Origin of the sequence: Sphingomonas cannabina, from assembly GCF_021391395.1 — a bacterium.
GTDB lineage: Bacteria > Pseudomonadota > Alphaproteobacteria > Sphingomonadales > Sphingomonadaceae > Sphingomonas > Sphingomonas cannabina.
The window spans coordinates 3,228,882-3,254,843 of record NZ_CP090059.1 but is presented as its reverse complement, the minus strand read 5'-3'; the positions used below and the strand labels follow the sequence as shown (position 1 = coordinate 3,254,843).

Sequence of the window (25,962 nt, the reverse complement as noted above, 5' to 3'; positions counted from 1 at the left end):
AGCTACACGTCTGCGCCGTGCTTCTTGCCGGTGCGCCTCTTCGGGCGATCCAAGGCATTGCCGATTTTGGGTCTGGATCCTAAGGGGTGACATCGCAACGAGAAGTCGCGACAAATTCAAGCGTTAATGCCTTACGCGAGAGACAACGTGCGTCCATATCAAATTTGTAACAACTGCATCATGGATACGAGTGACTCGAGCATAGTGTTCGACGAGCGTGGATGGTGTGATTATTGTAACAACTATTATGATAACATCCTGCCAAATTGGCACCCCGACGAGCGCGGGGAGCGTGAGATTATGGCGCAGGTCGAGCAGATCAAGCGCGATGGCAGAGAGCGTGATCATGATTGCCTGATCGGCCTCAGCGGCGGAGTCGACAGTAGTTATGTTACGTACATAGCCAAGGAAAGATTCGGCCTTCGTCCGTTACTCTATCACGTTGATGCGGGGTGGAATTCTCAGCAGGCGGTCAACAACATAGAAAGGCTGGTGGACGGGTTAAACCTCGATCTTTTCACGGAAGTCGTGGACTGGCCAGAAATGCGTGACCTGCAGCTTGCCTTTTTCAAGGCGAGTGTACCGCATCTGGACACGCCGCAGGATCATGCGTTCTTTGCGGGACTCTATAACTTCGCCGCGAAGAACAAAGTGACCTACATTCTGACCGGCGCGAACTATTCCACCGAATGTGTGCGCGAGCCGCTAGAATGGCACTATCACGCGTCCGACCTGCGCCAGCTGAAGGACATCCATCGCCGATTCGGCACTCGACCGCTCAAGAAATTTCCTCTGGCGGGAGTGCTGCGCTTCAAAGTGTGGTATCGCTTTGCCAAGGGCGTGCGTGTCGTGAAGCCACTCAACTACATTCCCTTCCGTAAGGAGGCGGCGATGCAGGAGCTGATCGACCGGTTCGGATGGCAGCGCTACGCTCACAAGCACTATGAATCGCGTTTCACCCGCTTCTATGAAAGCTACTGGCTGCCGACCAAGTTCGGATACGACAAGCGCCGCGCGCATTTTTCGAGTCTGATCCTCACTGGTCAGATGACGCGGGATGAGGCGCTTGGGAAGGTAGCCGTTCCCGCCTATGATCCAGAGACCATTGCCGAGGATTTTGAATATATCGCGACCAAACTCGGCATCTCGGTCGCCGAGCTCCGGGCGTTGCACGACGGCCCGAACAAGACCTTCCGCGACTACAAGAACGACAAGATGATTATGGATCTGGGCGCAAGGATTCTTCGTATGGCTGGTATCCAGCGGGCGATCATCCGTTGATCTCCATTGTCGACTACGGCTTGGGGAACATCGGGGCGTTCCTCAACATGTACAAGCGGATGAACGTGCCTGCCAAGGCAGCGCGCACCGCCGCCGAGCTCGCGGATGCTGAGCGGATCGTGCTGCCCGGCGTGGGTGCGTTCGATCACGCCATGGAATTGCTAGAGGTGTCTGGCATGCGTCCGCTGCTCGAGGAGAAGGTGGTGGGCCACAAGGTGCCGGTGATAGGCATCTGCGTCGGCATGCAGATTCTTGCTGACAGCAGTGAGGAAGGGCGCGGGCGGGGACTTGGCTGGATTCCGGGTACGGTGCGGCATTTTCGTTCAATGCCGCTGCCGGAGAAGCTGCCGTTGCCGCACATGGGCTGGAACGATGTCGAACCTTTATCGAATGGTGGAGGGTTGTTCCAGGGGCTGGAGCGGGATGCCCGCTTCTATTTCCTCCATTCCTTCTATTACGCATGTGCCGATCCAGCCGACCAGGCGGCCACTGCGACCTATGGGGCGCCATTCGCGTGCGCGGTGCGGCGTGGCAATGTCTGGGGGGTGCAGTTCCACCCCGAGAAAAGTCATCATTTCGGCGCGATGCTGCTCAGGAATTTTGCTGATCTCTAGGGTGTAAGCGGCAGGTCGCGATGATCAACGACAGTGCGAAGAGGGGCAATGGTGGGAAATTCTCCTAACGCCCGGGATATCCGGGACAAGATTTGGCCGGAGGGCGCCGTTCTTGGCGATGCGGATCGGTGCATCACCGCACCAAGTGCCTTGGATGCTCTCAAGCCAAATGGGCTCAGCTTTCTTTCGCGTCCTCTCACCGAGGAGCGGCTGAGTGAGCTTCGCGGTAAGCTCGCGGGCGTTACGTTGATCTGCGAGGAGAGCGCCGTCGATACCTTGCGGGGTTTGCAGGACACGACGCTGATAGTCGTTCCTGCCGCGCGGCTCGCGTTTATGCGTGCCGTGAAGCACTTCTTCGCGCCGGCCCGTCCGCCTGCAGGCGTACATCCTACGACGGTGGTCGATGAAACGGCCCAGCTCGATCCTAGCGCTTCGATCGGCCCTTTCTGCTTGATCGGACCGGGCTGTGTCATTGGTGCGGAATGCGTGATCGGGCCCAATGTGTCGCTGATGCAGGATGTCCGCCTTGGTAGTCGCGTAACGATTGCCGGCGGCACCGTGATTGGCGCTGACGGCTTCGGCTACGAGCGGAACGAGATAGGGGAACTGGAGAAGTTCCCCCATGTCGGCGGCGTCGTGATCGGTGACGACGTCGAGATCGGATCAAACACTAGCATCGACCGCGGAACGCTCAATCCCACCATTATCGGCGCCCGTGCTCGCATCGATAACCAGGTCCATGTCGCGCATAATGTGATAGTTGGCGAGGACGTGGCGATTATCGCCGAAGCGATGATCGGTGGCAGCGTCAAGATCGGCGATCGCGCATGGATTGCGCCTTCCGCGACCATCATGAATCAGGTGACGATTGGTGCGGATGCGGTCGTTGGCCTGGGAGCGGTGGTCGTTAAGCCCGTGCCGGATGGCATGACGGTCATGGGAGCGCCGGCGCAGGCGGATGCCGAGTTCCGCCGGACCCGCGCCGCTTTGAAGAGGTTGGCGGATGCTGACTAATGCGTTGAGCGGTTTTGTGCTTGACCGCTATCGGTCACTCCTCGTTCGTCTTCGCGATAACGGCTATTCCTCGGTCAGGTTGCAGGATTTGCGACCGGAGGAGCCCTGCATGTATCTCCGGCACGACGTCGACCTTTCGTTGGAGCATGCGGCCACAATGGCTCAGGTCGAGGGAGAGATGGGCGTTACCTCGACCTATTTCGTGCTACTGTCGACGGACATATACAACCCGGCATCGGCGAAGAGCCGGGCGCTGATGACCCAAATTATGGACTGTGGGCACGAGATCGGCCTGCATTTCGATGCCACGCAGTATCCCGCGTGCGATCTCGACGTCGCCGCCGAGCGCGAGTGCGATATCCTTTCCACGCTGACCGGGCGTCCGGTTGATACGATATCCTTCCATCGTCCCGCACCGGAGCTTCTCAATCTCTCCAGACGATTTGCCGGCCGGCGACACACTTATGAGCCCGCGTTCTTCTCTGAGATCGCCTATATCTCCGATAGCAATGGCGGGTGGCATTATGGCCACCCGCTGGATCATCCGGCGATTGCCGCAGGAACGGCGGTTCAGCTACTGACCCATCCGATCTGGTGGGTGGGGGACGGCGAGCGCGAAGCTGTCCCGCTTATTCGCAATTTTGTCTCTGCGCGGATGAGACATATCGACGATGCCGTTGCCGGCACGGTAACGGCCTATGGCAAGTGGCGGGCAGCTCTGATGGAAGGCAATCCTGCATGATGACGGCGTTCCCGTTCGACAATGACCTATTCGCACGGCGCAAGAACCTCGCGGAGCTCTGACATGTTGCGACCGCGCATCATTCCCTGTTTGCTGATCCATGAAGGCGGCTTGGTGAAGACCGTGGGGTTCAAGGATCCCAAATATGTCGGCGATCCGATCAATGCGGTTAAAATCTTCAACGAGAAGGAGAGTGATGAACTCGTTGTGCTCGATATCGATGCGACTGCGAACGGTGTAGAGCCCGACTACGCCGTAATCGCGCATCTGGCGGCAGAATGCCGTATGCCACTTTGCTACGGCGGCGGGGTACGGACCGCAGCGCAGGCGAAACGGATCATCGGCCTGGGCGTCGAGAAAGTCGCCATTAGTGCGGCGGCGGTCGAACGGCCGGAGCTAATCGCCGAAATTGCGGCCGAGATCGGGCGGCAAAGTGTCGTGGTAGTACTCGACGTCCGCAAGAAGATGCTTGGCGGCCATGAGCTGCGCACACGCAATGCGAAACGTGCCCACAAGATTGATCCGATCGCCTTCGCCCAGGAAGCGGCGCGGCTCGGTGCCGGCGAGATCGTGGTGAATTCAATCGATCTCGACGGAACGATGAAAGGTTACGATCTGACGTTGGCCACGCGGGTTCGAGAGGCGGTGGGCGTGCCGGTCACTTTCCTGGGTGGCGCTGGATCATTGGACGATATCGAGGCGCTGATCCGCGAGGTCGGCGTGGTCGGAGCGGCTGCCGGCAGCTTATTCGTGTTCAAGGGCGCCTATCGCGCGGTGCTCATCAATTATCCGGCGCCGGACATCAAGGAGGCCATGGTGCGCGCCGCGCTCGCCGCCTGATTAAGGAAAGAGAATGTTCACAAACAAGATTCTGCTTATCACCGGCGGTACTGGCTCCTTCGGCAATGCAGTGCTGCGTCGCTTCCTCGATTCCGGCCTGCGCGAGATCCGAATCTTCAGCCGTGACGAGAAGAAGCAGGACGATATGCGCAAGCTGTACAACAGCTCGCGGATAAAATTCTATCTGGGCGACGTGCGTGATGAGCGCAGCGTGGCGCCGGCGATGCGCGGGGTAGATTATGTCTTCCACGCCGCGGCGCTGAAGCAGGTGCCGAGCTGCGAATTCCATCCGATGCAGGCGGTGCGCACCAATGTCTTCGGCACCGAGAATGTTTTGACCGCGGCCGTCGCCGCTGGCGTGAAGCGTGTCGTTTGCCTGTCGACGGACAAAGCTGTTTATCCGATCAACGCCATGGGTATCAGCAAGGCGATGATGGAAAAGGTGATGGTCGCGTCCTCGCGCAATTTGGAGGGCACCGGCACCGTTATCTGCGGTACCCGTTACGGCAATGTGATGGCGTCGCGTGGATCGGTGATCCCGCTGTTTGTCGATCAGATGCTGGCTGGGCGCCCGATCACCATTACCGATGGCAACATGACGCGATTCATGATGACACTCGACGATGCAGTCGAGCTGGTGCTTTATGCCTTCACCCACGGCAACAACGGCGACATCTTCGTCCAGAAGGCGCCGGCGGCGACCGTCAACACACTCGTGGCAGCGATGAAGGAACTGCTTCACCGGCACGACCACGAAGTGCGCGTCATCGGCACCCGTCATGGCGAGAAACTGTTCGAATCCCTACTGAGCCGCGAGGAGCGCGCAGTCGCCGACGATATGGGCGACTATTTCCGCGTACCGCCTGACGGACGCGACCTCAACTATGACAAGTTTGTCGAGCAAGGCGAAGCGCGGCTGAGCCAGGGCGAGGAATATAATTCGCACAATACTCGTCGGCTCGACGTCGAAGGCATGAAGGAGTTGCTGCTCAAGCTGCCGTTGATCCATCGCGTGCTGCGCAACGAACCGATTTCCGAGGATGCCTACGCATGAAGGTCCTGGTTACTGGCGCGAACGGCTTCATGGGGCGCAACGTGGCAGTGCGCCTTGGCGAAGTCGGTCATACGGTGCTGGCGATCAGCCGCGATACCGACGCGCAGAGCTGGCTGAACGCCGTGCGCGAGGCGGAACTCGTCGTCCATCTGGCAGGAGTTAATCGTCCCGCCGATGTGGCGGAATTTGAAACCGGCAATGTGGGACTGACCCGTCAACTTTGCACCATGTTGGCTGAGGCCGGCAATCCAGCGCCGATCATCTATTCCTCCTCTATCCAGGCCGATCGCGATCAGCCTTATGGCAACAGCAAGGTCGCGGCCGAGGCGGTCCTGCTTACGCATGGCGAGGCTTCGAGCGCGCCGATCGCGATCTTTCGCTTGCCTAATGTGTTCGGCAAATGGGCGCGGCCCAATTATAATTCCGCAGTAGCCACCTTCTGCCATCGCGTCGCGCGTGGCGAGACGATCGAGATTCATGACCCGAGCGCAACGCTGCGGCTCGTCTATGTCGACGATGTCGTTGAAGTGTTCCTGCGCTTGATCGAGCAGGGCGTCTCAACCGGATATCATGAGGTGACGCCCGCTTATCAGACGACCGTGGGCGAGCTGGCGGAGATTATCCGCAGCTTTCCGGAGAGCCGTGGCACCCTGACGACACCGCGCGTCGGCACAGGGCTGACGCGCGCCCTGTATTCCACCTATTTGAGCTATCTGCCGGTCGATCTGTTCGACTACAGAGTGCCGATCCACGCCGATCTGCGCGGCCGCTTCGTCGAGATGCTGAAGACTTCTGATAGCGGCCAATTCTCCTATTTCACCGCCGGCCCCGGCATCACGCGTGGCGATCATTATCACCATAGCAAGGTCGAGAAGTTCCTCGTCATTTCTGGCCGTGCGCATTTCGGCTTCCGCGATCTTCAAAGCGGACAGCGTCACGAGATCGTCGTGGAGGGGCATGAGGGCCGGATCGTGGAAACGATTCCGGGCTGGACGCATAACATCACCAACATCGGCGACAACGAACTGATCGTCATGCTGTGGGCGAACGAGATTTTTGACCGCGCCCGGCCCGACACCGTCGCCATGAAAGTCTGACTGCCATGAAGAAGCTGAAGGTGATGACCGTGGTCGGCACGCGACCGGAAATCATCCGCCTGTCGCGAGTGCTGTGTGCGCTGGACGCGCATTGCGATCATATTCTGGTCCATACTGGCCAGAACTATGATTACGAGCTGAGCCAGGTGTTCTTCGACGATCTCGGCATCCGCAAGCCGGATCACTTCCTCGAGGCCGCCAAGGGCAGCGCCTCGGCTACGATCGGTAATATCCTGATCGCCATGGAGGACGTGCTAAAAGTGGAGCGGCCCGATGCGCTCCTCGTGCTCGGTGATACCAACAGCTGCCTGTCGGTGATCCCCGCCAAGCGCCGCCGCGTGCCGATTTTCCATATGGAGGCTGGCAATCGCTGCTTCGACGCGCGCGTGCCGGAGGAGACGAACCGCCGGATCGTCGATCACACCGCTGACGTGAACCTGACTTACAGCGATATCGCGCGCGAGTATCTCCTTGCCGAGGGGCTGCCGCCCGATCGCATAATCAAGACCGGCAGCCCCATGTTCGAGGTGCTCCACCACTATATGGACCGGATCGACGCGTCCGATGTGCTCGAGCGGCTTGGCCTCGCCGAACAGGATTATTTCGTGGTCAGCGCGCATCGCGAGGAGAATATCGAGTCCGATCGAACCTTCTTTCGCCTGGTCGAAATCGTGAACCATGTTGCCGAAACCTATGACCGGCCCGTGATCGTCTCGACGCATCCTCGAACCAAGAACCGGATCGATGCGGCCGGTATCTCGTTCCATCCCCAAGTCCGGCTTGGAAAGCCGCTCGGCTTCCACGATTATGTGCGGCTGCAAAAATCGGCGCGCATCGTGCTTTCGGACAGTGGCACGATCACAGAGGAATCGTCGATCCTGAACTTCCCGGCGGTCAACATCCGCGAGGCGCACGAACGGCCCGAAGGGATGGAGGAGGGGGTGGTGATGATGACCGGCCTCAGCCTCGAACGCGTGCAGCAGGCCATGGCGATCCTGGCGACGCAGGGCCGTCGCGAGCAGCGCGACCTGCGCCTAGTTGCCGATTATTCAATGCCAAACGTGTCGGCCAAGGTGGTGCGCATCCTGCATAGTTATACGGACTATGTTCGGAGAGTGGTGTGGAGGGAATATTGAGAGCCGCCGCGTTCCGCGCGATGCCCCTTTGGTCTAACATGGCGTCTGTCTGAAAGAGTATGGGATTTCAAGGATATGGTCATTCAGACGAAGCTTTCCGCCGAGCAGATCGAAGCCTTTTATCACGATGAATTCGTCGATGATCAGGTCAGGGATTTCCGCGATATGCTGGGCAGCGGCCGTGGCGGCAAGCGAGTGGTCGATATCGGGGGCGGTTGTGGATTTTTCGCCAGGCAGCTGGCGGAAATGGCGGGCGAAAGCACGCGGGTGATCGACATGGATCCGCGCTCGATTGAGGAATGCCGAAAGCTGGGGGTCGATGGCCGCATCGGCGATGCGCTCTCGCCGATTGCGGACGGCGACGAAGGCGTGGTCACGTTCAATCTGATCCTGCACCATCTCGTCGGCGCCACTGAAGCGGAAACGCGTCAGCTTCAGATCAAGGCTCTGAGGGCGTGGCGCGGCAAAGTAGATTACTTGTTCGTCAATGAATATATCTATCAATCCTATGCGTTGAACTTATCAGGTCGGCTGATATATGAAATAACTTCGAGCCGGCTTTTATCAGCCATCGCTAAGAGAATCTCCGATTTCGTTCCTGCGTTCAAGGCTAACACCTTTGGGGTTGGCGTGCGGTTCCGATCTCATGAAGAATGGCGAGCACTCTTCGCCGAGGCGGGTTATCGCGTGACCGACAGTCGCATCGGCCGAGCTGAGCGCATCTCTACGCCATTGCGCGCGCTGTTGATCAAGGCGATCCGACGGGACAGCTTCGTACTAGTGCCGGCTTGATCAAGATGAATAGGCGGGAACCGGATTCTGAAAGAGCGCTTCGTCTACTTATCGTCAGTCAATATTTCTGGCCAGAAAATTTTCGGATCAACGACCTGTCTGCGGAGCTTGTAAGGCGTGGCCATGAAGTAACTGTACTGACGGGCAAACCTAACTATCCGGAAGGATATATCTTCCCGGCCTATCGTGCCGATCCGGCTGCGTTCGATCGCTTCGGCGATGTGCCGGTCATACGGGTACCGGTCATTCCACGGGGGCAATCGAGCCTGTGGCTCATGCTCAACTATCTAAGCTTCGCAATCAGCGCGTCGCTGGTCGGTACATGGAAGCTGCGCGGCCGGCCGTTCGACGCGATCTTCGTTTTCCAGACGTCGCCGATCACGGCGGCGTTACCGGCAGCGCTGCTGCGCAGGCTGAAGCGCGCGCCAATGCTGATGTGGATCCTCGATCTATGGCCCGATACGCTTTCGGCGATCGGCGTGGTGAAATCGCCGCGCTTGCTCAGCGCCGTGGGGAGGCTGGTGCGCTTCGTCTATGCGCAGTGCGATCGTATCCTCGTGCAGTCGCGCGCATTCGAACCGAAGGTGGCGAGGCTTGCCGGCGGGGCCGGCAAGATCCGCTATTTCCCCGGCTGGGCGGAAGCGATCTTCGACACGGGGAGTGCCGCGCCCGTCGAGGCTGCGCCGGAACTCGCTCCCTATGCCGATGATTTCAAGATTCTGTTCGCGGGCAATATCGGCGAAGCGCAGGATTTTCCCGCGATACTGGACGCGGCCGATGCGCTGCGCGACACGCCCGGCGTGCGATGGCTTGTCGTCGGCGATGGCCGCGCTGCGCCGCAGGTGCGCGAGGAGATCCGGCGGCGTGGGTTGACCGATCGGGTCGTCCTGCTCGGCCGTTACCCGCTAGAACGTATGCCATCCTTCTTTGCCGGTGCGGATGCGCTGCTGGTGACGTTGCGCAACGAGCCGGTCTGGAGCATGACCATCCCGGGTAAGGTTCAGAGCTATCTCGCCGCGGGAAAGCCATTGCTCACCATGCTGGATGGCGAGGGCGCGCGCGTGATCAAGGAAGCCGGGGCGGGACTGGTGGCGCCAGCGGGAGACGGTCCAGCACTCGCCGCCCAGGCACGGCGTCTGATGGAGATGGATGGGGAGCAGCGGGCGTCGATGGGGCGGAACGGGAGGCGCTATGGCTTACAAGAGTTCGGCAGGCAGCATATGGTAGATGCCCTAGTATCATGGATCGATGAATGCCGCGTTGGGAAGAAATCGATGGACGTGCCGACGGCAACGAGGAGTTAGAGTACCGACATGGCATCGAAACCGCGCCTAATGGCCAATTTTCGGCCGAGTCTGGCCTTCATTCTGCTGGCGGCGTTGCTCGGTATGCTCTGGCTTGCCGGGGGGGCATCGCAAGCCGGCGTATTGGGACAGGCAGTTGTTCGCACTGCCGCCTGGGCCGCGATTATTTTGTTCTTTCTTTTCGGCGAGCGCGTTTCTCCGATTGCTTGGCCGGTGGCGTTGCTGATGGGCGCGGCGCTGGCGATTGCGCTGCTGCAAATCATCCCGTTACCGCCAGCTGTTTGGCAAGCATTGCCAGGTCGCCAGCCGCTGATAGAAGCGGCGGTAGCGAGCGGACAGACGCAACCTTGGCGGCCCTTGTCGATCGTGCCCGATGCCACGCTCAATGCGGCGTTCTCGTTAGTCGTGCCATTCGCGGTGTTGTTGCTGGTGGTCGGACTTCGGGAAAATGAGCAGAGGTGGCTGCCTGGGATGTTGCTGATTGGAGTCTTACTGTCGAGCCTTGTGGGGCTGCTGCAATTTTCCGGAGCTCCATTCGACAACCCGTTCGTCAATGATTCAGTCGGGGAAGTTGATGGAACCTTCGCCAATCGCAACCACTTCGCGATGTTCACGGCGCTCGGCTGCCTTATCGCGCCGGTATGGGCGTTTTCGGCCGGCAGCGTGTCCAGATGGCGCGCGCCAACCGCCTTGGGGCTGCTGTTGCTCTTCGCCCTAACCATTCTGGCAAGTGGGTCGCGTGCCGGGATCATTGTGGGAGGACTCGGAATCGTAATCGGCCTGGTGCTTGCCTGGTCGCGAATCCGGCGCCGGCTGACCACCTATCCGCGGTGGGTGACCTGGGTATTAGTCGCGGGCGTGGTTGCAGCCATCGGCATCGCTGTGTTGCTTAGCGTTGCCGCGGGGCGTGCAGTTTCGATCAATCGTGTGTTCGTGGCCGATACGGGGACGGACATGCGCGTCCGTGCGTTACCGACCGTGTTGGCGATGGTGCAGGAATATTTTCCATTTGGCGCCGGACTCGGAACCTTTGATCCGGTGTTTCGGATGCACGAACCATTGGGTCTGCTGAAGCCGACCTATTTGAACCACGTACATAACGATTGGCTTGAGATCGTACTCGACACGGGACTGGCTGGCCTACTGCTGCTGTTGGCCGCTGTGGGATGGTGGCTATGGGCAAGCGTTCAAGCATGGTGGCTTCGACCGGATAGGCACCATCCGCTCCCACGCCTGGGCAGCGCCATGTTGTTGCTGATTTTTGTCGCCAGCATTTTCGACTATCCCTTGCGGACACCGATGATGATGGCCATGGCAGTGATCGCAGGGATATGGCTGAACAACTGGTCGAAAACGACCGGTTCGTCAGCTTTACCGGCCTCTAAACAGCATCTATAGCCCGCCCGGCTCCTTTATCTGGAAATTTTCGAGCGTATGCGAAAGGTTATCACCGCTTCCCTTTTGGCGATCGCCGTTTCGGCGTGCGCCCATCGGGAGCCCATGGTATCGACGGCGCAATTGACCGTGGTGAAGAACAGCACGACGCTGCCTGCGCCAACGCGGCAGGATCTGACCGTGGGGGATCGTCCGGCTCTGATCGGACCGCTTGATACGATTCAGATCGATGTCTTCAACGTGCCCGATCTCAGCCGAGAAGTGCAGGTCGACGCGAGCGGCCGGATAGCCATGCCGCTTGCGGGCACGATCGATGCACGCGGAAAGACGTCGGAGGAGCTGGCGCAGGCGATCGAAGCGGCCTTGAGCGGGCGTTACGTCCGCAATCCCGAAGTGACGATCAACATCAAGAGTTCGGTCAGCCAGGTCGTCACGATCGACGGCCAGGTCGTTGAACCGGGGTTGTATCCCGTCACCAACCAGATGACGCTGATGCGTGCGATCGCATCGGCCAAGGGTCTTGCGGAGTTTGCGCGGCAAGATGACGTCGTCATTTTGCGTACTGTCGAAGGACGTAAGATGGCCGGGCTGTATAATATTGCGGCAATACGGCGTGGGGCATATGACGATCCGCCAATCTACGCCAATGACGTGATAGTCGTCGGAGATTCTCCGCAGCGCCGGTTGTTCCGGGACTTCGTGTCGCTGTCGCCCCTTCTCGCCGCTCCTTTAGTGGCGTTTCTGCAATAAGGTGGCCGACGCATGAATATGGTTATATCGAACCCACACGCCGGCAGCGGTCCCACGACGGGTCGTGTTTTGAGCGGCGCTCGGTCGCCTAGCATCGAGAAGATGTCGCTTATCCGCCAATATTTGCGCGTCGCCTTGCGCTGGCGTTACGTCATCATCGGCATGGTTGCCGCCTGCTTTCTTCTGGGCCTGATCGCGACACTCTTGATGACGCCGAAGTATACGGCAGTGGCGACGGTCGAGATTTCGCGTGAGACGAGCAAAGTCACTGATTTTCAAGGCGTCGAGCGCGAAGGTGGCATCGCAGATCAGGAATTCTATCAAACTCAATATGGCCTGCTGAAGGCGCGTTCGCTGTCGGAGCGCGTCGCCAATCAATTGCGTCTCGTAGATGATCCGAAATTCTTCGAGATGTTCGGCGTGGCCGGCAATGAGTCGGCGTTCCAGGTCATCCAAGGGCGTTATTCTGCCGCGGGGCGTGCCGATCGTCTTCGTACAGCCGGAGAAATTTTACGCCGAAACCTCTCGATTAATCCTACACGATTGTCGCGTCTGGTCGATATCTCTTTCACCAGCCCCGAGGCGGCATTCTCCGCTAAAGTTGCCAATGCCTGGGCTGATAACTTCATCCAGACCAATCTTGAACGTAAGTCGCAGGCCACGTCCTATGGGCGCAATCTGCTGCAGCGCCAGTTGACCCAGGCAAAGGAACGACTCGACGAATCCCAACGGCAGTTAGTGAGCTATGCTTCTGCACAGCAGATTATCAATCTGCCCGCCCAAGGCGGTGCGGAAGGAAGCGCGACCGCCGAGCGCTCGATCGTCGCCGACGATCTCGCCAACCTCAACACCGCGCTAGTGCGGGCGACTGCCGAGCGCATCCAGGCCGAAGCGCGTTATCAGCAGGCTGGGCGCGCGGGTGCATCAGCCGAAGCATTGAGCAATGCGGCAATCAATAATTTACGCCAACGCCGCGCAGAGTTGGCTGCGGAATACCAGCGATTGATGGTGCAGTTCGAGCCCGGCTATCCGGCCGCGAAGGCGATCCAGTCGCAGATCGATCAGCTCGATCGGTCGATCGGTCGCGAGGAGAATCGGGTCTCGGGGTCGCTGCAAGCCAGTTATCGTGAGGCGCAGGAACGTGAGCGCGCGCTGAAAGATAAGGTTGATCAGCTCAAGTCGAGTTATCTCAACCTGCGTCGCCGCAGCATTCAATATAATATCTATCAGCAGGAAGTAGATACCAACCGCGTCCTGTATGATGGGCTCCTCCAGCGCTTCAAGGAGATCGGCGTCGCTGGCGGCGTCGGTATCAACAACATCTCCGTTGTGGATGCTGCCGATGTGCCGCAGAAGCCTTCAAGCCCGCGCCTAATGCTGAACCTTGCTCTTTCCTTGCTTGCAGGGCTGGCTCTTGGCGGACTTGCGGCCTTCGCGCTTGAGCAAATGGACGAGGCGATCACAGATCCGGGCGAGGTCGAGCGGCGACTTGGCTTGCCGCTCCTAGGCTCGGTGCCCAAGGTTGCGGACATCACGCCGAAGGACGCTTTGCTCGATCGGAAGTCGGAGCTGGTTGACGCCTATCTTGCGGTCCAGACCAATCTTGCGTTCACCACGGAGCATGGGGTTCCGCGCTCGTTTGCGGTTACCTCGACGCGTCCGGCGGAGGGCAAATCGACCAGTGCGCTGGCCCTTGCCACCACGCTTGCTCGCGCGCAGCGCAAGGTTATCCTTGTTGATGGCGATATGCGTTCACCGTCCATCCATTACCTCGGCGGAGTTAGCCATGATCGCGGACTCAGCAACTTCCTGACCGGCGATGATAACATCGCCTCGCTCATTTTCCCGATGCGCGATTTGGGCTTCACCGCCATGTCTGCGGGGCCGGTCCCGCCCAACGCGGCCGAATTGCTGACCGGCAATCGCCTGTCGCTGTTGATCGACCGGTTGCTTGAGGAATATGATCACGTTGTGATCGACTCCCCGCCGGTTATGGGCTTGGCCGACGCCCCGCTAATCGCAAGCCGGGTGGAAGGTGTGATATATGCGGTTGAATCACACGGCATCCGCTCAAGCTTGGTCAAGACCGCGCTTGGGCGACTAGCAAGCGCCAATGCCCGCATTTTTGGCGGCATTCTCACCAAGTTCGAGGCACGCAAGGCGCATTACGGCTACGGCTACGAATATGGCTATGGTTACGGCCGTAGTGACAAGGCAAAGGCGTAAGCTGGCTGTGCCGCGACGATCCGTCTTGGCGAGGCGTACCCGGAAAGAATGGATGGTACGCGGTGCGCTGACGATAGTCGCGGCGGTGCTAGGCTATGTTTCGATCACCCATACGGTGGCGGCGATAGCGGCGCGTAGAAACGCCGAGCTCGCTCATCGCCTAGCACCCGGCAATGGTCCAATTGCGGCGCGGTTGGCACTATCTCTGGCAGGACCGGAGGCAACGCCTGCCGACCGCCAGCGAGCGAACTTGCTCGCGCGACGGGCCTTATTACGGGATGCAACGACAGTACCGGCCGTCGTTGCGCTTGGTATGAACGCCGAGATTCGTGGTGACCATGCGACGGCCCAGCGGCTTTTTGCATATTCGCAGAAACTATCGCGCCGCGATCTACAAACACAGTTCTGGGCGATCGAGGACGCGGTCGGACGCGGTGACGTTCCGGAAGTGCTACATCATTATGATATCGCCTTGCGTACAAGCGTGGCGGGCGCGGGTATTTTGTTTCCTTTGTTGGCAGCTGCTGCCAATGAAGCAGAGGTCCGCTCCGAACTAATCAAGATTTTAGCAACTCGGCCGAACTGGAGCGAGAGCTTCATTGGTTATATTGCTGGAGCTGGCCCTGATCCGCGATCGACTGTCGCATTGTTCCTTGGATTGCGGCGTGCCGGAATCGCTGTACCAAAGACTACGTTGGCTCCACTGATTAACGCGCTGGTGACCGGCGGTTTTGTGGAGGATGCATGGCGCTATTATGCGTCCGTGGTCCCGGGCGTCAATCGGGATACTTCGCGCGATCCCGAATTTGCCGCCGATATGGACCCGCCGTCGTTATTTGATTGGATGCCGATCAACGACGGCAGCGTGACCACGTCGATTCAGCGTGGCGATGGGAAGGATGGCGTGTTCGATTTCGCCGCGCCAGCAAGCATAGGCGGCCCATTGTTGCAGCAGTTGCAGCTATTGCCGCCGGGTATCTATCGCATTGCGGGCTCCAGCAGTGGGATTCAGCAAGAAGAGTCTGCCCGGCCTTACTGGGTGCTCAGCTGCAGGCGGGATGGGCGCGAGTTGGGTCGTGTACCGCTACCTAATTCAACGGGAACAAATGGTCGTTTCGCAGGTAACTTCACCGTTCCGGTGGATTGTCCGGTGCAGACGCTGATATTGGTTGCACGACCTTCTGATGCTGTGGCGGGCCTGTCCGGCCAGATCAATCGCGTGCAGCTGGCGCCGGTGCGGCGCGCACGATGATGGTGAAGCTGGCGAGGCGTGGCAGCGTGCCGATCGTTCTGGGACTAGCTGCCTTATTGCCAGCGGCCGGGCAAGCACAGAGCCAGGCGAAGGATCCGCAGATTGCGGTGCCGCGCCAGCAATCGGCGCAGCCCAATCGAGCGGGACAGGTCGCAAGCTCATCCGTTGGTGAAGTTGGGCAACGCCAGACGAATGAACAGCGGGGGCCTAACACACAGCCAACCGCGCGTCTCGATACCCGTATCAACAATCGTGTGCAGAATCGCATCGGTAACCGGATCGACAGGAGTTACTATCAGCAAGCTGACGCTGCCTCCTCGTTTGCCCTCGCGGAGGAGAAGACGCGCGAACCGGGGCGGCGTAATTGATCTCGTAACCTACGGCCCGCGCGGATTCATCGTAAATCACCGACGGCTGCGGCAAGGTGGATCGTGGCCCTGAAGTTCAACCGGTTGTAGTCACGTATGACGATGCGTTTTAACTTGACGTGTTCTGACATGCTCCCCTGAACTCCTCCAGTTTGAGCCAGGGCGAGAACCCATAAACAGGATTCCCTTGGCGTGTAGAATGTGGTTCACACTCCTGGTCGGAGTTGGTAGTGCCGGACGAGTTTTGGTTGAGTGACAGGCAGCGGGACCGGCTGGACCGTTGCTGCCGAAAGGTGCCGCGAGTAGCTGACCGGCAGGTGATCAGCGGGATCGTGCATACACTGCGGTCGGGTGCCGCGGGAAGAGCGCGCCGGTGATCTACGGTCCACACAAGATGCCGTGCGCCCGGTACAGGCGCTGGCTTGAGAAGGGCGTATGGCGCGCCGTGTTCGAGGCGTTGGCCGCCGAGGGGATACACCGGCAGAGGTGCTGATCGACAGCGCGCACGTAGAGGTGAACCGTTCGACAGCAGGTGAAAAAGGGAGAGAGAGCTCACGCCCCAGGCGATCGGTATCAGCGGGGGTGGCCGCAAAACCAAGCTCCGCGCCATCACTGACGCGCAGGGCCGGGCCCGGCGCAGGGCCCCAAACATCCCGCCAAAGATCAACCGGCGCTGGAACGCTGCTTCAGCCACCCACTCTGGGCCGCAACGCTATCGAGCGCATGTTCTGCCGCCTCAAGGAAGCCGTGTGGCCGAGCAGGATCGACCTGACGTTGCAATCGCCCACCAGTGCAAAACGTTGGCCGAGTTCGACCTTGAGCGACTGGCGTTCGTTGATGAGACGGACGCGATCGTCTTCATCGGCACGGTCATTGGATAGTGCAGGCCTTCACTGCCTACCTAACGCGCGATGACCCCTTGTTCCCAATGCTGTTGTCTATCCGATGACGGACAGCTTCTTATGAATAGCAAACGCGTGCTAGCGGGGAATGGGTCCACTCTACCCCATTTCTCGCGCTATAGTCCCGACCTCGAACTGATCGAACAGCCTCCGCCAAGATCAATATCTCGCTCAAACGTATCGCGTTGCGATCGATCGAATCCGAATCTGGTGAGGGAACAATAAAAAACGGCGGTCGATTGACCGCCGTTTTTCGAATTCAGTTACGACCGGCTGAGATCAGTTGCTGTCGGGATCGTCGTTGCCGCTGTCGAACACGCCCGCAGCGATGCCGATGCCGCCCAGGGCGACGATCGCGGCGACCACGCCCAGGACCGGCGAGAGGTTGCTGCCGTCCTTGGCCTTGGTGCCGGCGCGGACCGACTTGGACGAAGCGACCGACAGCTTGGCCGCCGGGTTTGCGCTCGCAGCAAGCGCAGGGCTGGCGATCAGCATGAGCGCCGAAGTCGCTGCAGCAAGATTGGCAAGACGCATGTCAAACTCCCTTTATGACCATTTCCACCCGAATGGCGGCGACTAAGTCCCCGGATTCCAATGGCACAGGCTATCGCCGGGTGCAACTGGCTTCTCGCAAGGCGCAACGGCGATTGCCAGCAAAACCCTATGCTTCGATTAAGATTCGATCAAACCTGTTGCACAATAGCCGCGCTGCGCGCGCCGGCGCCGCTGCCGGCCGTCGAGAGATACCAGCGCTCGCTCGATTCCAGGCCGATCGCGGTCAGATTGCCGGTGGCGAAGGCGCCGGTGTCGATCCCGATTCGGTTAGGCTGCTCGTCGACCCCGTCGGAGACGGTATGGCCGTGGACGACGATGCTGCCGTGATCGCGTTTCGAATTCAGGAATTCGCCGCGGATCCACTTGAGATCGCTGGGGGATTGCTCCTCGACCGCGACGCCGGGGCGGATTCCGGCGTGGACGAACAGATAGTCTCCGATCGCCACGTAAGGTTCGAGGCTGCCCAGGAAGGCGACATGGTGGGCCGGGACGCGCCTGCGGGCGAGATCGCGCAGATCGGTCAGCGTGCCGGCTTCATATTCCGCTTCGGTGATGCCGTAGCTGAGCAGCGTCTCGCGTCCGCCGTTCTGGATGAAGAAGCGCATCGCCTCGCCGCGTTCCGAGCGGAGCGCGGCGAGCAGCATCTCCTCGTGATTGCCGGCGATCACGCGAATGTTGGGGCGCTCCGCCTTCAAACGCATCACGCGCTCGACCACGCCGCGCGACTGCGGGCCGCGGTCGATCAGGTCGCCGAGGAAGATCAGCTGCGACCGTGCCGGCCCGCGGGCGGCATCGTCGGCCTCGATCCGCTCGAGGAGGCGGTCGAGCAGGTCGAGGCGGCCGTGGACGTCGCCGATCGCGTAGACGCGTTCCCCTTCGGGAACGCTCGACGGTGCAGCGGGTAGAGGAAGGCCGAAACGGCGAAGCAAACTCAAAGCCACTCGTTCACCTAAGGCGCAGTTGGAGGTGCCAATAGTCCTTGGGGAGGCTTGGCGCAATCGCGGGAGCAATCAAGGGCTTGCCCGGCCGCGCGGCGGCGCTATCGCCTCCGGAATGGACAAGATCGGGCGGGGCGGTCGCCGGCTGCGGCGGGGAGTTCGGTGGTGGTTGCCTGCGCTGCTCGCGCTGGCGGCGCCGGTCGTGCCGGCCGCGCAGGCGCAGACGACAGGCGTTACCGACGTGCTCGCGGCGTTGCGGGCGGAGGACCTGCGCGTGGCGGCGATCGCGGAGCGGCTCACGCTCGCCAACCGGGCGCTCTGCCGCGATCTCGCCCTGCGGACGGGGCTGCAGATCCACGACCTCTCCCAATATGCGGTCGCGGCGAGGGGGGAGGCGCGCCGCTTCTTCGGCTTCGAGGCGCCGATCGCCGTCGAGGGCGTGGTCGCGGGGAGCGCGGCCGAGCGGGCGGGCATCCGCGCCGGCGATTCGATCGTGCGGGCGAACGGCGAGGTGCTGGAGCCGGGGCCGATGGATACCGGCAAGGCCGAATCGACCGACCGGCTGATCGCCGCCGAACGGCGGCTGCGGGAGCGGGCGGCATCGGGGGAGCTGCGCCTCGACCTGCTCCGCCAGGGACAGCCGCTGACGATCGCGTTCAAGCCCGACATGGGCTGCGCGAGCCGGTTCGAGGTCGTCGTCAAGGACAGCTATGACGCGCAGGCCGACGGGACCACGGTCCAGGTCACGACCAAGATGGTCGAGGCGATCGACAGCGACGACGAGCTCGCCTTCGTCATTGCGCATGAGCTGGCGCACAATATCCTGCGCCATCGGGTCCGGCTTGACCAGGCCGGCGTCCAGCGCGGGCTGTTCGAGGCGATCGGCCGGTCGGTCGGCTATATCCGGCGCAGCGAGATCGAGGCAGACATCCTGGGCAGCGCGCTGATGGCCAATGCCGGCTATGATCCGGTGGCGCCGGCGCGGTTCTGGCGCTGGTTCGGCAAGGCTCATTTCAACAGCATCCTGCTGGCGCGCACCCATCCGCGCTGGACGCTGCGCGCCAAGCTGCTCGACCGCGAGGCGGCGGCGTTCGCCGCGTCGCCGGAGCGGCCCTATGTCCCGCCGATCCTGGCCGAGCGGGACAAGCCGATGAGCAACGACTGGCAGGCGCTGGTTGCGGGGCTGTAGGAACCGATCGACATTCAGATGTTGATCGCCCCGACGTCGGCGCGTCCTAAAAAATCCTCCCCTGCAAGGGGAGGGGGACCATTCGCGTCAGCGAATGGTGGAGGGGTGTCGCGCTATAGATAGGGGGACACCCCTCCGCCACGCTTCGCGTGCCACCTCCCCTTGCAGGGGAGGATTTTGGGACGATGCCGCGCGGCCGGTATCTGAATGTCGATCCGTCCCAGGGACAGGCGCCGGAAACCCGCGGAAAACCGTCGAAGGTCACGAAAGTCATAGGTAGAACGCCCCCTGATCCGAGGCCGCATCCGGTATCAGGGTACCCGAAAATGTTGACTAAGTTGACTGAGGTCGCGTGTTTGCGGGCCGATGCGCCCGGTAGCTGCACGGTTGCGGCGGGATGCGACGCGGACGCGACAGCAATGCGGCATGGACGCGACACGAGCGCGCCGCGACGCGACATGGACGAGATCGACGGGATCAAAGAGCGGACCGAGGCTTGCGCGGTTCGGACCGGATGAGCCAAGCAGGCGAAATCCTACATTGCAAAGGAGAGGAGGCGAGCTGGCGGCGTTCGGCTCCGGATCGGCGTGCGGGTCCCACCTCTCACCGGGGAGGATCGAAGAAGGCGCCTCCAGTATGTCGACTCGTCTTTAGGCGTAGACTCATGAACTTCGGCGACCGCTAGCGCCCCAATTGCGGACCTTGCGATTTCCCGGTTAAGTGCGTCTATGAACGCAGCTCGATTGGTCCAAGCAGGTTTTTTCATCACTGCGATAGCGGCCCTGGCCGTCATATTTTTTGGAATTGGCGGCTGGGCGGGCATGGCGGTAGCGGTAGCGCTTACGATGCCGTTTACCGCCCTAATAATGTTCGGAATGAAGTGTCCGAATTGCGGCGTCAGCTACTACTTCGCGCCGTCGAAGGATGGATGGAACATAACCGGAGCGAACATGCTCGCGCCTGTTGCCACGCACTGCCGGAAATGCGGAGCCGCCCGATAAGTTGGAAACAAGTATCTTCCGCTAACCACCCAGTCTCGGTCATTCCCCGCTATGAGCTCACGGTCTAGCTCGCCAACCGGAGCGCGTCCTGGGCCGCCCTGACGCGAGGCTGGTCGGGCCAGATGCCGCGGGTGTCGTAGACCGCCTTGTCGGCGCGCTCGTCGAGCGGGACCGACTTGAACACGTCGTGGTCGACCAGCACGACCAGCACCGGGCAGGTCTCCAGCGCGGTGTCGATGTCGGTCAGCGTGGCGCCGGTGTCGGCGAAATCGTCGGGTAGCGCGCGGGCATGGGGCTCGACGATGCGGATGCGCTCGCCGAAGCGCGTCGCCAGCGCCGCCGCCACCTTGAGCGCGGGGGATTCGCGGAAGTCGTCGATGTTGGCCTTGAAGGCGAGGCCGAGCAGCGCGACCGGGCCGGGATGGTCCTCGATCAGCGCGGCGGCCCGGGCGATCGTCACGTCGACCTTGCGGTCGTTGACCTCGCGCGCGGTGCGGATCAGCGGGCTGTTCGCCGGATCGGCGGCGACAAGGAACCAGGGGTCGACGGCGATGCAGTGGCCGCCGACGCCGGGACCGGGCGAGAGGATGTTGACGCGCGGATGGCGGTTGGCGAGCCGGATCACCTCCCACACGTCGACGCCCATGCCGTCGGCGATCACCGACAGCTCGTTGGCGAAGGCGATGTTGACGTCGCGGAAGGCGTTCTCGGTGAGCTTGGTCATCTCCGCCGCGCGGCTGGTCGTGGTGACGCAGGCGCCGCGCACGAAGCGCCGGTAGAAGCCGAGCGCCTTGCGCGCGCAGCGGGGCGTGATGCCGCCGATGACGCGGTCGTTGTCGATCAGCTCGATCAGGATGCGGCCGGGGAGCACGCGCTCCGGGCAATAGGCGATGGCGACGTCCGGCGTCTCGCGGCTGTGGCCGGGGATGTTGAGATCGGGGCGCAGCTCGGCGAGGAGCTCGGCCACCTTCTCGGTGGTGCCGACCGGCGAGGTCGATTCGAGCACGACCAGGTCGCCGGGCTTGAGCACGGTCGCGACCGTCGTCGCGGCGCGCAGGACGTAGCCGATGTTGGGCTGGTGATCGTCGTCGAACGGCGTCGGCACCGCGATCACGAACACGTCGGCGGGCTCGATCTGCAGTGAGGCGCGCAGCGTCCCGCGCGCGACAACGCCGGAGACGAGGCCGTCGAGGTCGACCTCCTCGATATGCACCTTGCCCGAATTGATCGTGTCGACCACCGACTGGTGGACGTCGATGCCGAGCACCCTGGCGCCGGTGCGCGCGATCACCGCGGCGGTGGGAAGACCGATATAGCCGAGGCCGAGAACGGCGACCTTGAGCTCAACATCCGAAACCATGCGCGACGATCCTCGCAATCCTTGCCGCGGACTGGCCGTCGCCGAACGGATTGTGGGCGCGCGCCATCGCGGAATAGGCGGCCTTGTCGTCGAGAAGGGTGAAGATACCGGAAACGATCGCGTCCTCCTTCGCGCCGACGAGGCGGGCGGTGCCGGCGGCGACGCCCTCGGGTCGCTCGGTGGTCTCGCGCATCACCAGCACCGGACGCCCAAGCGCGGGCGCCTCCTCCTGCACGCCGCCCGAATCGGTGAGGACCAGCTCGGCCATGCCGAGCGCGCGGATGAAGTGGGGGTAGTCGAGCGGGTCGATGCGGGCGACGTTGGCGCGGTCGCCGAGCAGCGCGTCCATCACCGACACGACGTTGGGATTGGGATGGACGGGGAAGAGGATCGCGACGTCCTCGCGCTCGGCGATGCGGCCGATCGCGCGGGCGATCTCGGCCATGCCGTCGCCGAAATTCTCGCGGCGATGCGTGGTGACGAGGATCAGCCGCTTGCCGGCGAAGCGAGCGGCGATGGGATCGAGCCCGGCGGCGAGCGAGGGGTCGGCGGCGATCGCCTCGCGCGTCGCGAGCAGCGCGTCGATCACGGTGTTGCCGGTGACGTGGATCGTCGCGGGATCGATGTTCTCGCGCTTGAGCGCCTCGGCGGCGGTCTCGGTCGGGGCGAAGTGCTGGTCGGCGATGGGGGCGACGATGCGGCGGTTCACCTCCTCGGGCCAGGGCTGCCAGATGTCGCCGGAGCGCAGCCCGGCCTCGACATGGCCGACCGGCACCTTGCGGTAATAGGCGGCGAGCGCGCCGACCATCGCGGTGGCGGTGTCGCCCTGGACGATCACCCGATCGGGCCGCTCGGCGTCCATCACCTCGCCGAGGCCGGTCAGCAGCCGCGCGGTCAGCCGGTCGAGCGACTGGCCGGGCTCCATCAGGTCGAGGTCGATGTCGGGCGCGAGGCCGGCGATCGCCAGCACCTGATCGAGCAGTCCGCGGTGCTGCGCGGTCACGCAGGTGCGCACGGCGATGCCCGGTGCGGCGGCGAGGGCGCGGACGACGGGGAACAGCTTGATCGCCTCGGGCCGCGTGCCGAACACGACCAGGACCTTGTGAGCCTTGCTTGCCATGGAACCCGCCTAATCCTCACTCGCTTAAGAGGGCGCTAACCGCCGATTGCGCTAATCGGTGCACCGCCGTATCGATCGGCAACTTTCCGGGGACTTCCATTGACCATCAAGCCGCTGCGCAAGGCCGTGTTTCCCGTGGGCGGGCTCGGCACCCGTTTCCTGCCGGCGACCAAGGCGATGCCGAAGGAGATGCTGCCGGTGGTCGACCGGCCGCTGATCCAGTACGCGGTCGACGAGGCGCTGGAGGCCGGGATCGAGCAGATGATCTTCGTCACCGGCCGCGGCAAGTCCGCGATCGAGGATCACTTCGACATCGCCTATGAGCTCGAGACGACGATGAGCGGCCGCGGCAAGTCGCTCGAGGTCCTGGAGCCCACCCGCCTCAAGCCCGGCGCGGTCGCCTACGTCCGCCAGCAGGAGCCGCTGGGGCTCGGCCATGCAGTGTGGTGCGCGCGCGACATCGTCGGCGACGAGCCGTTCGCGGTGCTGCTCGCCGACGACCTGATGGTGGGGCAACCGGGTTGTCTCAAACAGATGGTGGAGGCCTACAACCGTCTCGGCGGCAACCTGATCTGCGCGCAGGAGGTGCCGGACGACCAGACGCATATGTACGGCATCATCACACCGGGTGCGCGCGACGGGGCGCTGACGGAGGTGAGGGGGCTGGTCGAGAAGCCCAAGGCCGGCACGGCGCCGTCCAACCTGTCGGTGATCGGCCGCTACATCCTCCAGCCAGAGGTGATGCGCGTGCTCGAAGGGCAGGAGAAGGGCGCGGGCGGCGAGATCCAGCTCACCGACGCGATGGCGCGGATGATCGGCGAGCAGCCCTTTCATGGCGTCACCTTTGCCGGGCGGCGTTTCGACTGCGGCGACAAGGCGGGTTTCATCCAGGCGAACCTTGCGCTGGCGCTCGCTCGGGACGACATCGGGCCGGCGGTGCGCGAATTCGCGCGCGAGGCGCTGGCCAACGAAGCGTAAAGATTTCCGCTCTAATCCCCGTGGCCTGGATCACGGGGGCGGACAGTGAAGGGGATCATTCTGGCGGGCGGCAGCGGCACGCGGCTTTATCCCGCGACGCTCGCCATTTCGAAGCAGCTGTTGCCGGTCTTCGACAAGCCGATGATCTATTACCCGCTGTCGGTGCTGATGCTGGCAGGTATCCGTGAGATCCTGATCATCTCGACCCCGCGCGACCTGCCGATGTTCGAGCTGCTGCTCGGCGATGGATCGGCGTTCGGCATCGCCCTCAGCTATGCCGCCCAGCCGGAGCCGCGGGGATTGCCCGAGGCCTATCTGATCGGCGAGGATTTCCTTGGCGGCGACCCGTCCGCGCTGATCCTTGGCGACAATATTTTCTATGGTGAAGGCTTGCCGGGTAGATGTCGCGCGGCGGCGGGGCGCGAGGGTGCCAGCGTGTTCGCCTATCGCGTGACCGATCCCGAGCGCTACGGTGTCGTCAGCTTCGATCCGGTGACCGGCCGCGCCTCGGCAATCGAGGAGAAGCCGAGCAGGCCGCAATCGGACTGGGCGATCACCGGCTTATACTTCTGCGACGGCGATGCTCCGGCGCGCGCCCGCGATCTCGCGCCTTCCGCTCGCGGCGAGCTCGAGATCGTCGATCTGCTGACCGCCTATCTCCGCCGTGATGCACTGGACGTCGTGCGATTGGGGCGAGGTTTCGCGTGGCTCGATACCGGTACGCACGACAGCCTGCACGACGCCGGCGCCTTCGTGCGGACGATCGAGCATCGCCAGGGCATCAAGATCGCCTGTCCGGAGGAGATCGCGCTCGACCAGGGCTGGCTGGATACGGAGGCGGTGCTGGCGCGCGCGGCGGCGCTGGGGAAGACCGGCTATGCCGCTTACCTTCGCGACCGCGTGGCGAGGGCGGCATGACGCGGACGGCCTTGGTCACCGGCGGCGCCGGATTCATCGGGTCGGCGCTGGTGCGGCATCTGGTCGCGACCGGCACGCGTGCCGTGGTGCTCGACAAACTCACCTATGCCGCCTCGCTCGACGCGCTCGCGCCGGTCGGGGATTCGCCGCTCTTCCGCTTCGTCGAGGGCGACATCGCCGATCGTGCGCTGGTGGCGGAATTGCTGGCGGGCGAGGGGGTGGACGTCGTCTTCCACCTCGCCGCCGAGACACATGTCGACCGCTCGATCGCCGGGCCGGCAGCGTTCGTCGAGACCAATATCGTCGGGACCTATCACCTGCTCGAGGCCGCGCTCGATCATTGGCGTCGCGTCGGCGGCGGCTTCCGGTTCCATCATGTCTCGACCGACGAGGTCCATGGCGACTTGCCGATCGACGGCGGCCACTTCGACGAGGAATCCGCCTATCGGCCGTCTTCGCCCTATTCGGCGTCGAAGGCGGCGTCGGACCATCTCGTCGCGGCCTGGGGCCGGACCTATGGCCTGCCGGTCACGATCAGCAGCTGCAGCAACAACTACGGGCCGTTCCAGTCACCCGACAAGCTGATCCCGCGCACCATCGCACGAGCGCTCGGCGACGAGACGCTGCCGGTCTACGGCACCGGCGCCAATGTCCGTGACTGGCTGTTCGTCGACGACCATGCCCGCGCGCTCGACCTGATCGCGCGCCGCGCCGTGCCGGGTGCGCGCTATGCGATCGGCGGAAGGGCGGAGCGGAGCAACCTCACCGTCGTAAGGACGCTGTGCGACCTGCTCGACCGGCTGGCGCCGCGCGGCGACGGGCGATCCTACCGGCGTCAGGTGAGCTTCGTCGCCGACCGCCCGGGGCATGATCTGCGCTATGCGATCGACCCGAGCCGGATCGAAAGCGAGCTCGATTGGCGGCGGGAGCAGAGTTTCGAGAGCGGGCTGGAGGCGACGGTCGCCTGGTATCTCGCGCATCCCGAGTGGTGGCAGCGCTTCGCCGCCGCGGGGCATGGGCTGGAGCGGGTGCGGGCCTGAAGGTGGAATCGCGCTCCTGCGAAAGCAGGAGCCCTGGATCATGGGTGTTTCGCTCGCGGCCTGAGCTCCTGCTTTCGCAGGAGCACTGTTTCAGAG

General features: G+C 62.3%; 24 protein-coding genes. 20 read left to right on the top strand and 4 right to left on the bottom strand.

Annotated features, from left to right (window positions below; genetic code table 11):
- Positions 1-126: 126 nt before the first annotated feature.
- From LZK98_RS15375 to LZK98_RS20560, 16 genes are all read left to right on the top strand, one after another.
- Complete coding sequence (locus LZK98_RS15375) at positions 127-1,281, top strand: N-acetyl sugar amidotransferase (protein WP_233783352.1); 1,155 nt, start codon at positions 127-129, stop codon at positions 1,279-1,281.
- Complete coding sequence (hisH, locus tag LZK98_RS15370) at positions 1,278-1,895, top strand: imidazole glycerol phosphate synthase subunit HisH (RefSeq protein WP_233783350.1); 618 nt, start codon at positions 1,278-1,280, stop codon at positions 1,893-1,895. The genes LZK98_RS15375 and hisH overlap by 4 nt, the downstream gene beginning before the upstream one ends.
- Positions 1,896-1,943: 48 nt before the next feature.
- Entirely contained in the window at positions 1,944-2,909 is a 966-nt protein-coding gene (locus LZK98_RS15365; protein ID WP_233783348.1) for a UDP-3-O-(3-hydroxymyristoyl)glucosamine N-acyltransferase, read from the top strand.
- Positions 2,899-3,651, top strand: a complete 753-nt coding sequence (locus LZK98_RS15360) for a polysaccharide deacetylase family protein (protein ID WP_233783346.1) — start codon at positions 2,899-2,901, stop codon at positions 3,649-3,651. The genes LZK98_RS15365 and LZK98_RS15360 overlap by 11 nt, the downstream gene beginning before the upstream one ends.
- 63 nt (positions 3,652-3,714) lie before the next feature.
- Positions 3,715-4,491, top strand: a complete 777-nt coding sequence (locus LZK98_RS15355) for an AglZ/HisF2 family acetamidino modification protein (protein WP_233783344.1) — start codon at positions 3,715-3,717, stop codon at positions 4,489-4,491.
- Between the two features lie 13 nt (positions 4,492-4,504).
- Positions 4,505-5,545 (top strand): polysaccharide biosynthesis protein, encoded by a 1,041-nt coding sequence (locus tag LZK98_RS15350; RefSeq protein ID WP_233783342.1) that lies wholly within the window; start codon positions 4,505-4,507, stop codon positions 5,543-5,545.
- Entirely contained in the window at positions 5,542-6,642 is a 1,101-nt protein-coding gene (wbjC, locus tag LZK98_RS15345; RefSeq protein ID WP_233783340.1) for a UDP-2-acetamido-2,6-beta-L-arabino-hexul-4-ose reductase, read from the top strand. The genes LZK98_RS15350 and wbjC overlap by 4 nt, the downstream gene beginning before the upstream one ends.
- A gap of 23 nt (positions 6,643-6,665) precedes the next feature.
- Positions 6,666-7,778, top strand: a complete 1,113-nt coding sequence (wecB, locus tag LZK98_RS15340; protein WP_319937505.1) for a non-hydrolyzing UDP-N-acetylglucosamine 2-epimerase — start codon at positions 6,666-6,668, stop codon at positions 7,776-7,778.
- 75 nt (positions 7,779-7,853) lie between these two features.
- Positions 7,854-8,570: a class I SAM-dependent methyltransferase gene (locus LZK98_RS15335; protein WP_233783337.1), complete on the top strand. Its 717-nt coding sequence runs from the start codon at positions 7,854-7,856 to the stop codon at positions 8,568-8,570.
- 5 nt (positions 8,571-8,575) lie between these two features.
- On the top strand, positions 8,576-9,874 hold the full coding sequence (locus LZK98_RS15330) for a glycosyltransferase family 4 protein (RefSeq protein WP_233786610.1): 1,299 nt from the start codon (positions 8,576-8,578) through the stop codon (positions 9,872-9,874).
- Between the two features lie 9 nt (positions 9,875-9,883).
- Positions 9,884-11,272: an O-antigen ligase family protein gene (locus LZK98_RS15325; RefSeq protein ID WP_233783335.1), complete on the top strand. Its 1,389-nt coding sequence runs from the start codon at positions 9,884-9,886 to the stop codon at positions 11,270-11,272.
- Positions 11,273-11,374: 102 nt separating this feature from the next.
- Positions 11,375-12,019 (top strand): polysaccharide biosynthesis/export family protein, encoded by a 645-nt coding sequence (locus LZK98_RS15320; protein WP_233783333.1) that lies wholly within the window; start codon positions 11,375-11,377, stop codon positions 12,017-12,019.
- Positions 12,020-12,121: 102 nt separating this feature from the next.
- Entirely contained in the window at positions 12,122-14,245 is a 2,124-nt protein-coding gene (locus LZK98_RS15315; RefSeq protein ID WP_233783331.1) for a GumC family protein, read from the top strand.
- 52 nt (positions 14,246-14,297) lie between these two features.
- Positions 14,298-15,497 carry a hypothetical protein gene (locus LZK98_RS15310; RefSeq protein WP_233783330.1) on the top strand — a complete coding sequence of 400 codons (1,200 nt, stop codon included), beginning with the start codon at positions 14,298-14,300 and terminating at the stop codon, positions 15,495-15,497.
- Positions 15,494-15,865 (top strand): hypothetical protein, encoded by a 372-nt coding sequence (locus tag LZK98_RS15305; RefSeq protein ID WP_233783328.1) that lies wholly within the window; start codon positions 15,494-15,496, stop codon positions 15,863-15,865. Before LZK98_RS15310 ends, LZK98_RS15305 begins: the two co-directional genes overlap by 4 nt.
- Positions 15,866-16,614: 749 nt before the next feature.
- The gene (locus LZK98_RS20560; RefSeq protein WP_264757855.1) at positions 16,615-16,746 is read left to right on the top strand and encodes a hypothetical protein; all 132 of its coding nucleotides are present in this window, start codon (positions 16,615-16,617) and stop codon (positions 16,744-16,746) included.
- Between the two features lie 300 nt (positions 16,747-17,046).
- Here the strand turns inward: LZK98_RS20560 and LZK98_RS15300 are convergent, their stop codons facing one another.
- Positions 17,047-17,301, bottom strand: a complete 255-nt coding sequence (locus LZK98_RS15300) for a hypothetical protein (RefSeq protein ID WP_233783326.1) — start codon at positions 17,299-17,301, stop codon at positions 17,047-17,049.
- Positions 17,302-17,450: 149 nt separating this feature from the next.
- Positions 17,451-18,257 carry a metallophosphoesterase family protein gene (locus LZK98_RS15295; protein ID WP_233783324.1) on the bottom strand — a complete coding sequence of 269 codons (807 nt, stop codon included), beginning with the start codon at positions 18,255-18,257 and terminating at the stop codon, positions 17,451-17,453.
- Between the two features lie 172 nt (positions 18,258-18,429).
- On the opposite strand from LZK98_RS15295, the gene LZK98_RS15290 reads away from it, so the two are divergent.
- Complete coding sequence (locus LZK98_RS15290; RefSeq protein ID WP_233783322.1) at positions 18,430-19,449, top strand: M48 family metallopeptidase; 1,020 nt, start codon at positions 18,430-18,432, stop codon at positions 19,447-19,449.
- A 1,065-nt stretch (positions 19,450-20,514) separates the two neighbouring features.
- Here LZK98_RS15290 and wecC read toward each other — a convergent pair.
- Positions 20,515-21,810 carry a UDP-N-acetyl-D-mannosamine dehydrogenase gene (wecC, locus tag LZK98_RS15285; protein ID WP_233783320.1) on the bottom strand — a complete coding sequence of 432 codons (1,296 nt, stop codon included), beginning with the start codon at positions 21,808-21,810 and terminating at the stop codon, positions 20,515-20,517.
- The gene (gene wecB / locus LZK98_RS15280; protein ID WP_233783318.1) at positions 21,794-22,930 is read right to left on the bottom strand and encodes a non-hydrolyzing UDP-N-acetylglucosamine 2-epimerase; all 1,137 of its coding nucleotides are present in this window, start codon (positions 22,928-22,930) and stop codon (positions 21,794-21,796) included. Before wecB (LZK98_RS15280) ends, wecC begins: the two co-directional genes overlap by 17 nt.
- A 99-nt stretch (positions 22,931-23,029) precedes the next feature.
- On the opposite strand from wecB (LZK98_RS15280), the gene galU reads away from it, so the two are divergent.
- From galU to rfbB, 3 genes are read left to right on the top strand one after another with little or no spacing between them, the layout of a single operon-like run.
- On the top strand, positions 23,030-23,908 hold the full coding sequence (gene galU / locus LZK98_RS15275; protein ID WP_233783316.1) for a UTP--glucose-1-phosphate uridylyltransferase GalU: 879 nt from the start codon (positions 23,030-23,032) through the stop codon (positions 23,906-23,908).
- Between the two features lie 45 nt (positions 23,909-23,953).
- Positions 23,954-24,826, top strand: a complete 873-nt coding sequence (rfbA, locus tag LZK98_RS15270; RefSeq protein WP_233783314.1) for a glucose-1-phosphate thymidylyltransferase RfbA — start codon at positions 23,954-23,956, stop codon at positions 24,824-24,826.
- A complete protein-coding gene (gene rfbB / locus LZK98_RS15265; protein WP_233783312.1) occupies positions 24,823-25,866 on the top strand; it encodes a dTDP-glucose 4,6-dehydratase in 1,044 nt (347 codons plus the stop codon). The genes rfbA and rfbB overlap by 4 nt, the downstream gene beginning before the upstream one ends.
- Positions 25,867-25,962: the final 96 nt, after the last annotated feature.

Bases quoted from the DNA above. Each gene is read 5' to 3' on its own strand.
- LZK98_RS15355 (WP_233783344.1), top strand. From the start codon at position 3,715: ATGTTGCGACCGCGCATCATTCCCTGTTTGCTGATCCATGAAGGCGGC.
- LZK98_RS15310 (WP_233783330.1), top strand. From the start codon at position 14,298: ATGGTACGCGGTGCGCTGACGATAGTCGCGGCGGTGCTAGGCTATGTT.
- wbjC (WP_233783340.1), top strand. From the start codon at position 5,542: ATGAAGGTCCTGGTTACTGGCGCGAACGGCTTCATGGGGCGCAACGTG.
- LZK98_RS15325 (WP_233783335.1), top strand. From the start codon at position 9,884: ATGGCATCGAAACCGCGCCTAATGGCCAATTTTCGGCCGAGTCTGGCC.
- LZK98_RS15330 (WP_233786610.1), top strand. From the start codon at position 8,576: ATGAATAGGCGGGAACCGGATTCTGAAAGAGCGCTTCGTCTACTTATC.
- LZK98_RS15305 (WP_233783328.1), top strand. From the start codon at position 15,494: ATGATGGTGAAGCTGGCGAGGCGTGGCAGCGTGCCGATCGTTCTGGGA.
- LZK98_RS15335 (WP_233783337.1), top strand. From the start codon at position 7,854: ATGGTCATTCAGACGAAGCTTTCCGCCGAGCAGATCGAAGCCTTTTAT.
- LZK98_RS15315 (WP_233783331.1), top strand. From the start codon at position 12,122: ATGTCGCTTATCCGCCAATATTTGCGCGTCGCCTTGCGCTGGCGTTAC.
- wecB (WP_233783318.1), bottom strand. From the start codon at position 22,930: ATGGCAAGCAAGGCTCACAAGGTCCTGGTCGTGTTCGGCACGCGGCCC.
- LZK98_RS15300 (WP_233783326.1), bottom strand. From the start codon at position 17,301: ATGCGTCTTGCCAATCTTGCTGCAGCGACTTCGGCGCTCATGCTGATC.
- LZK98_RS15375 (WP_233783352.1), top strand. From the start codon at position 127: ATGCCTTACGCGAGAGACAACGTGCGTCCATATCAAATTTGTAACAAC.
- wecB (WP_319937505.1), top strand. From the start codon at position 6,666: ATGACCGTGGTCGGCACGCGACCGGAAATCATCCGCCTGTCGCGAGTG.
- LZK98_RS15360 (WP_233783346.1), top strand. From the start codon at position 2,899: ATGCTGACTAATGCGTTGAGCGGTTTTGTGCTTGACCGCTATCGGTCA.
- LZK98_RS15320 (WP_233783333.1), top strand. From the start codon at position 11,375: ATGGTATCGACGGCGCAATTGACCGTGGTGAAGAACAGCACGACGCTG.
- LZK98_RS15350 (WP_233783342.1), top strand. From the start codon at position 4,505: ATGTTCACAAACAAGATTCTGCTTATCACCGGCGGTACTGGCTCCTTC.
- rfbB (WP_233783312.1), top strand. From the start codon at position 24,823: ATGACGCGGACGGCCTTGGTCACCGGCGGCGCCGGATTCATCGGGTCG.
- LZK98_RS15365 (WP_233783348.1), top strand. From the start codon at position 1,944: ATGGTGGGAAATTCTCCTAACGCCCGGGATATCCGGGACAAGATTTGG.
- wecC (WP_233783320.1), bottom strand. From the start codon at position 21,810: ATGGTTTCGGATGTTGAGCTCAAGGTCGCCGTTCTCGGCCTCGGCTAT.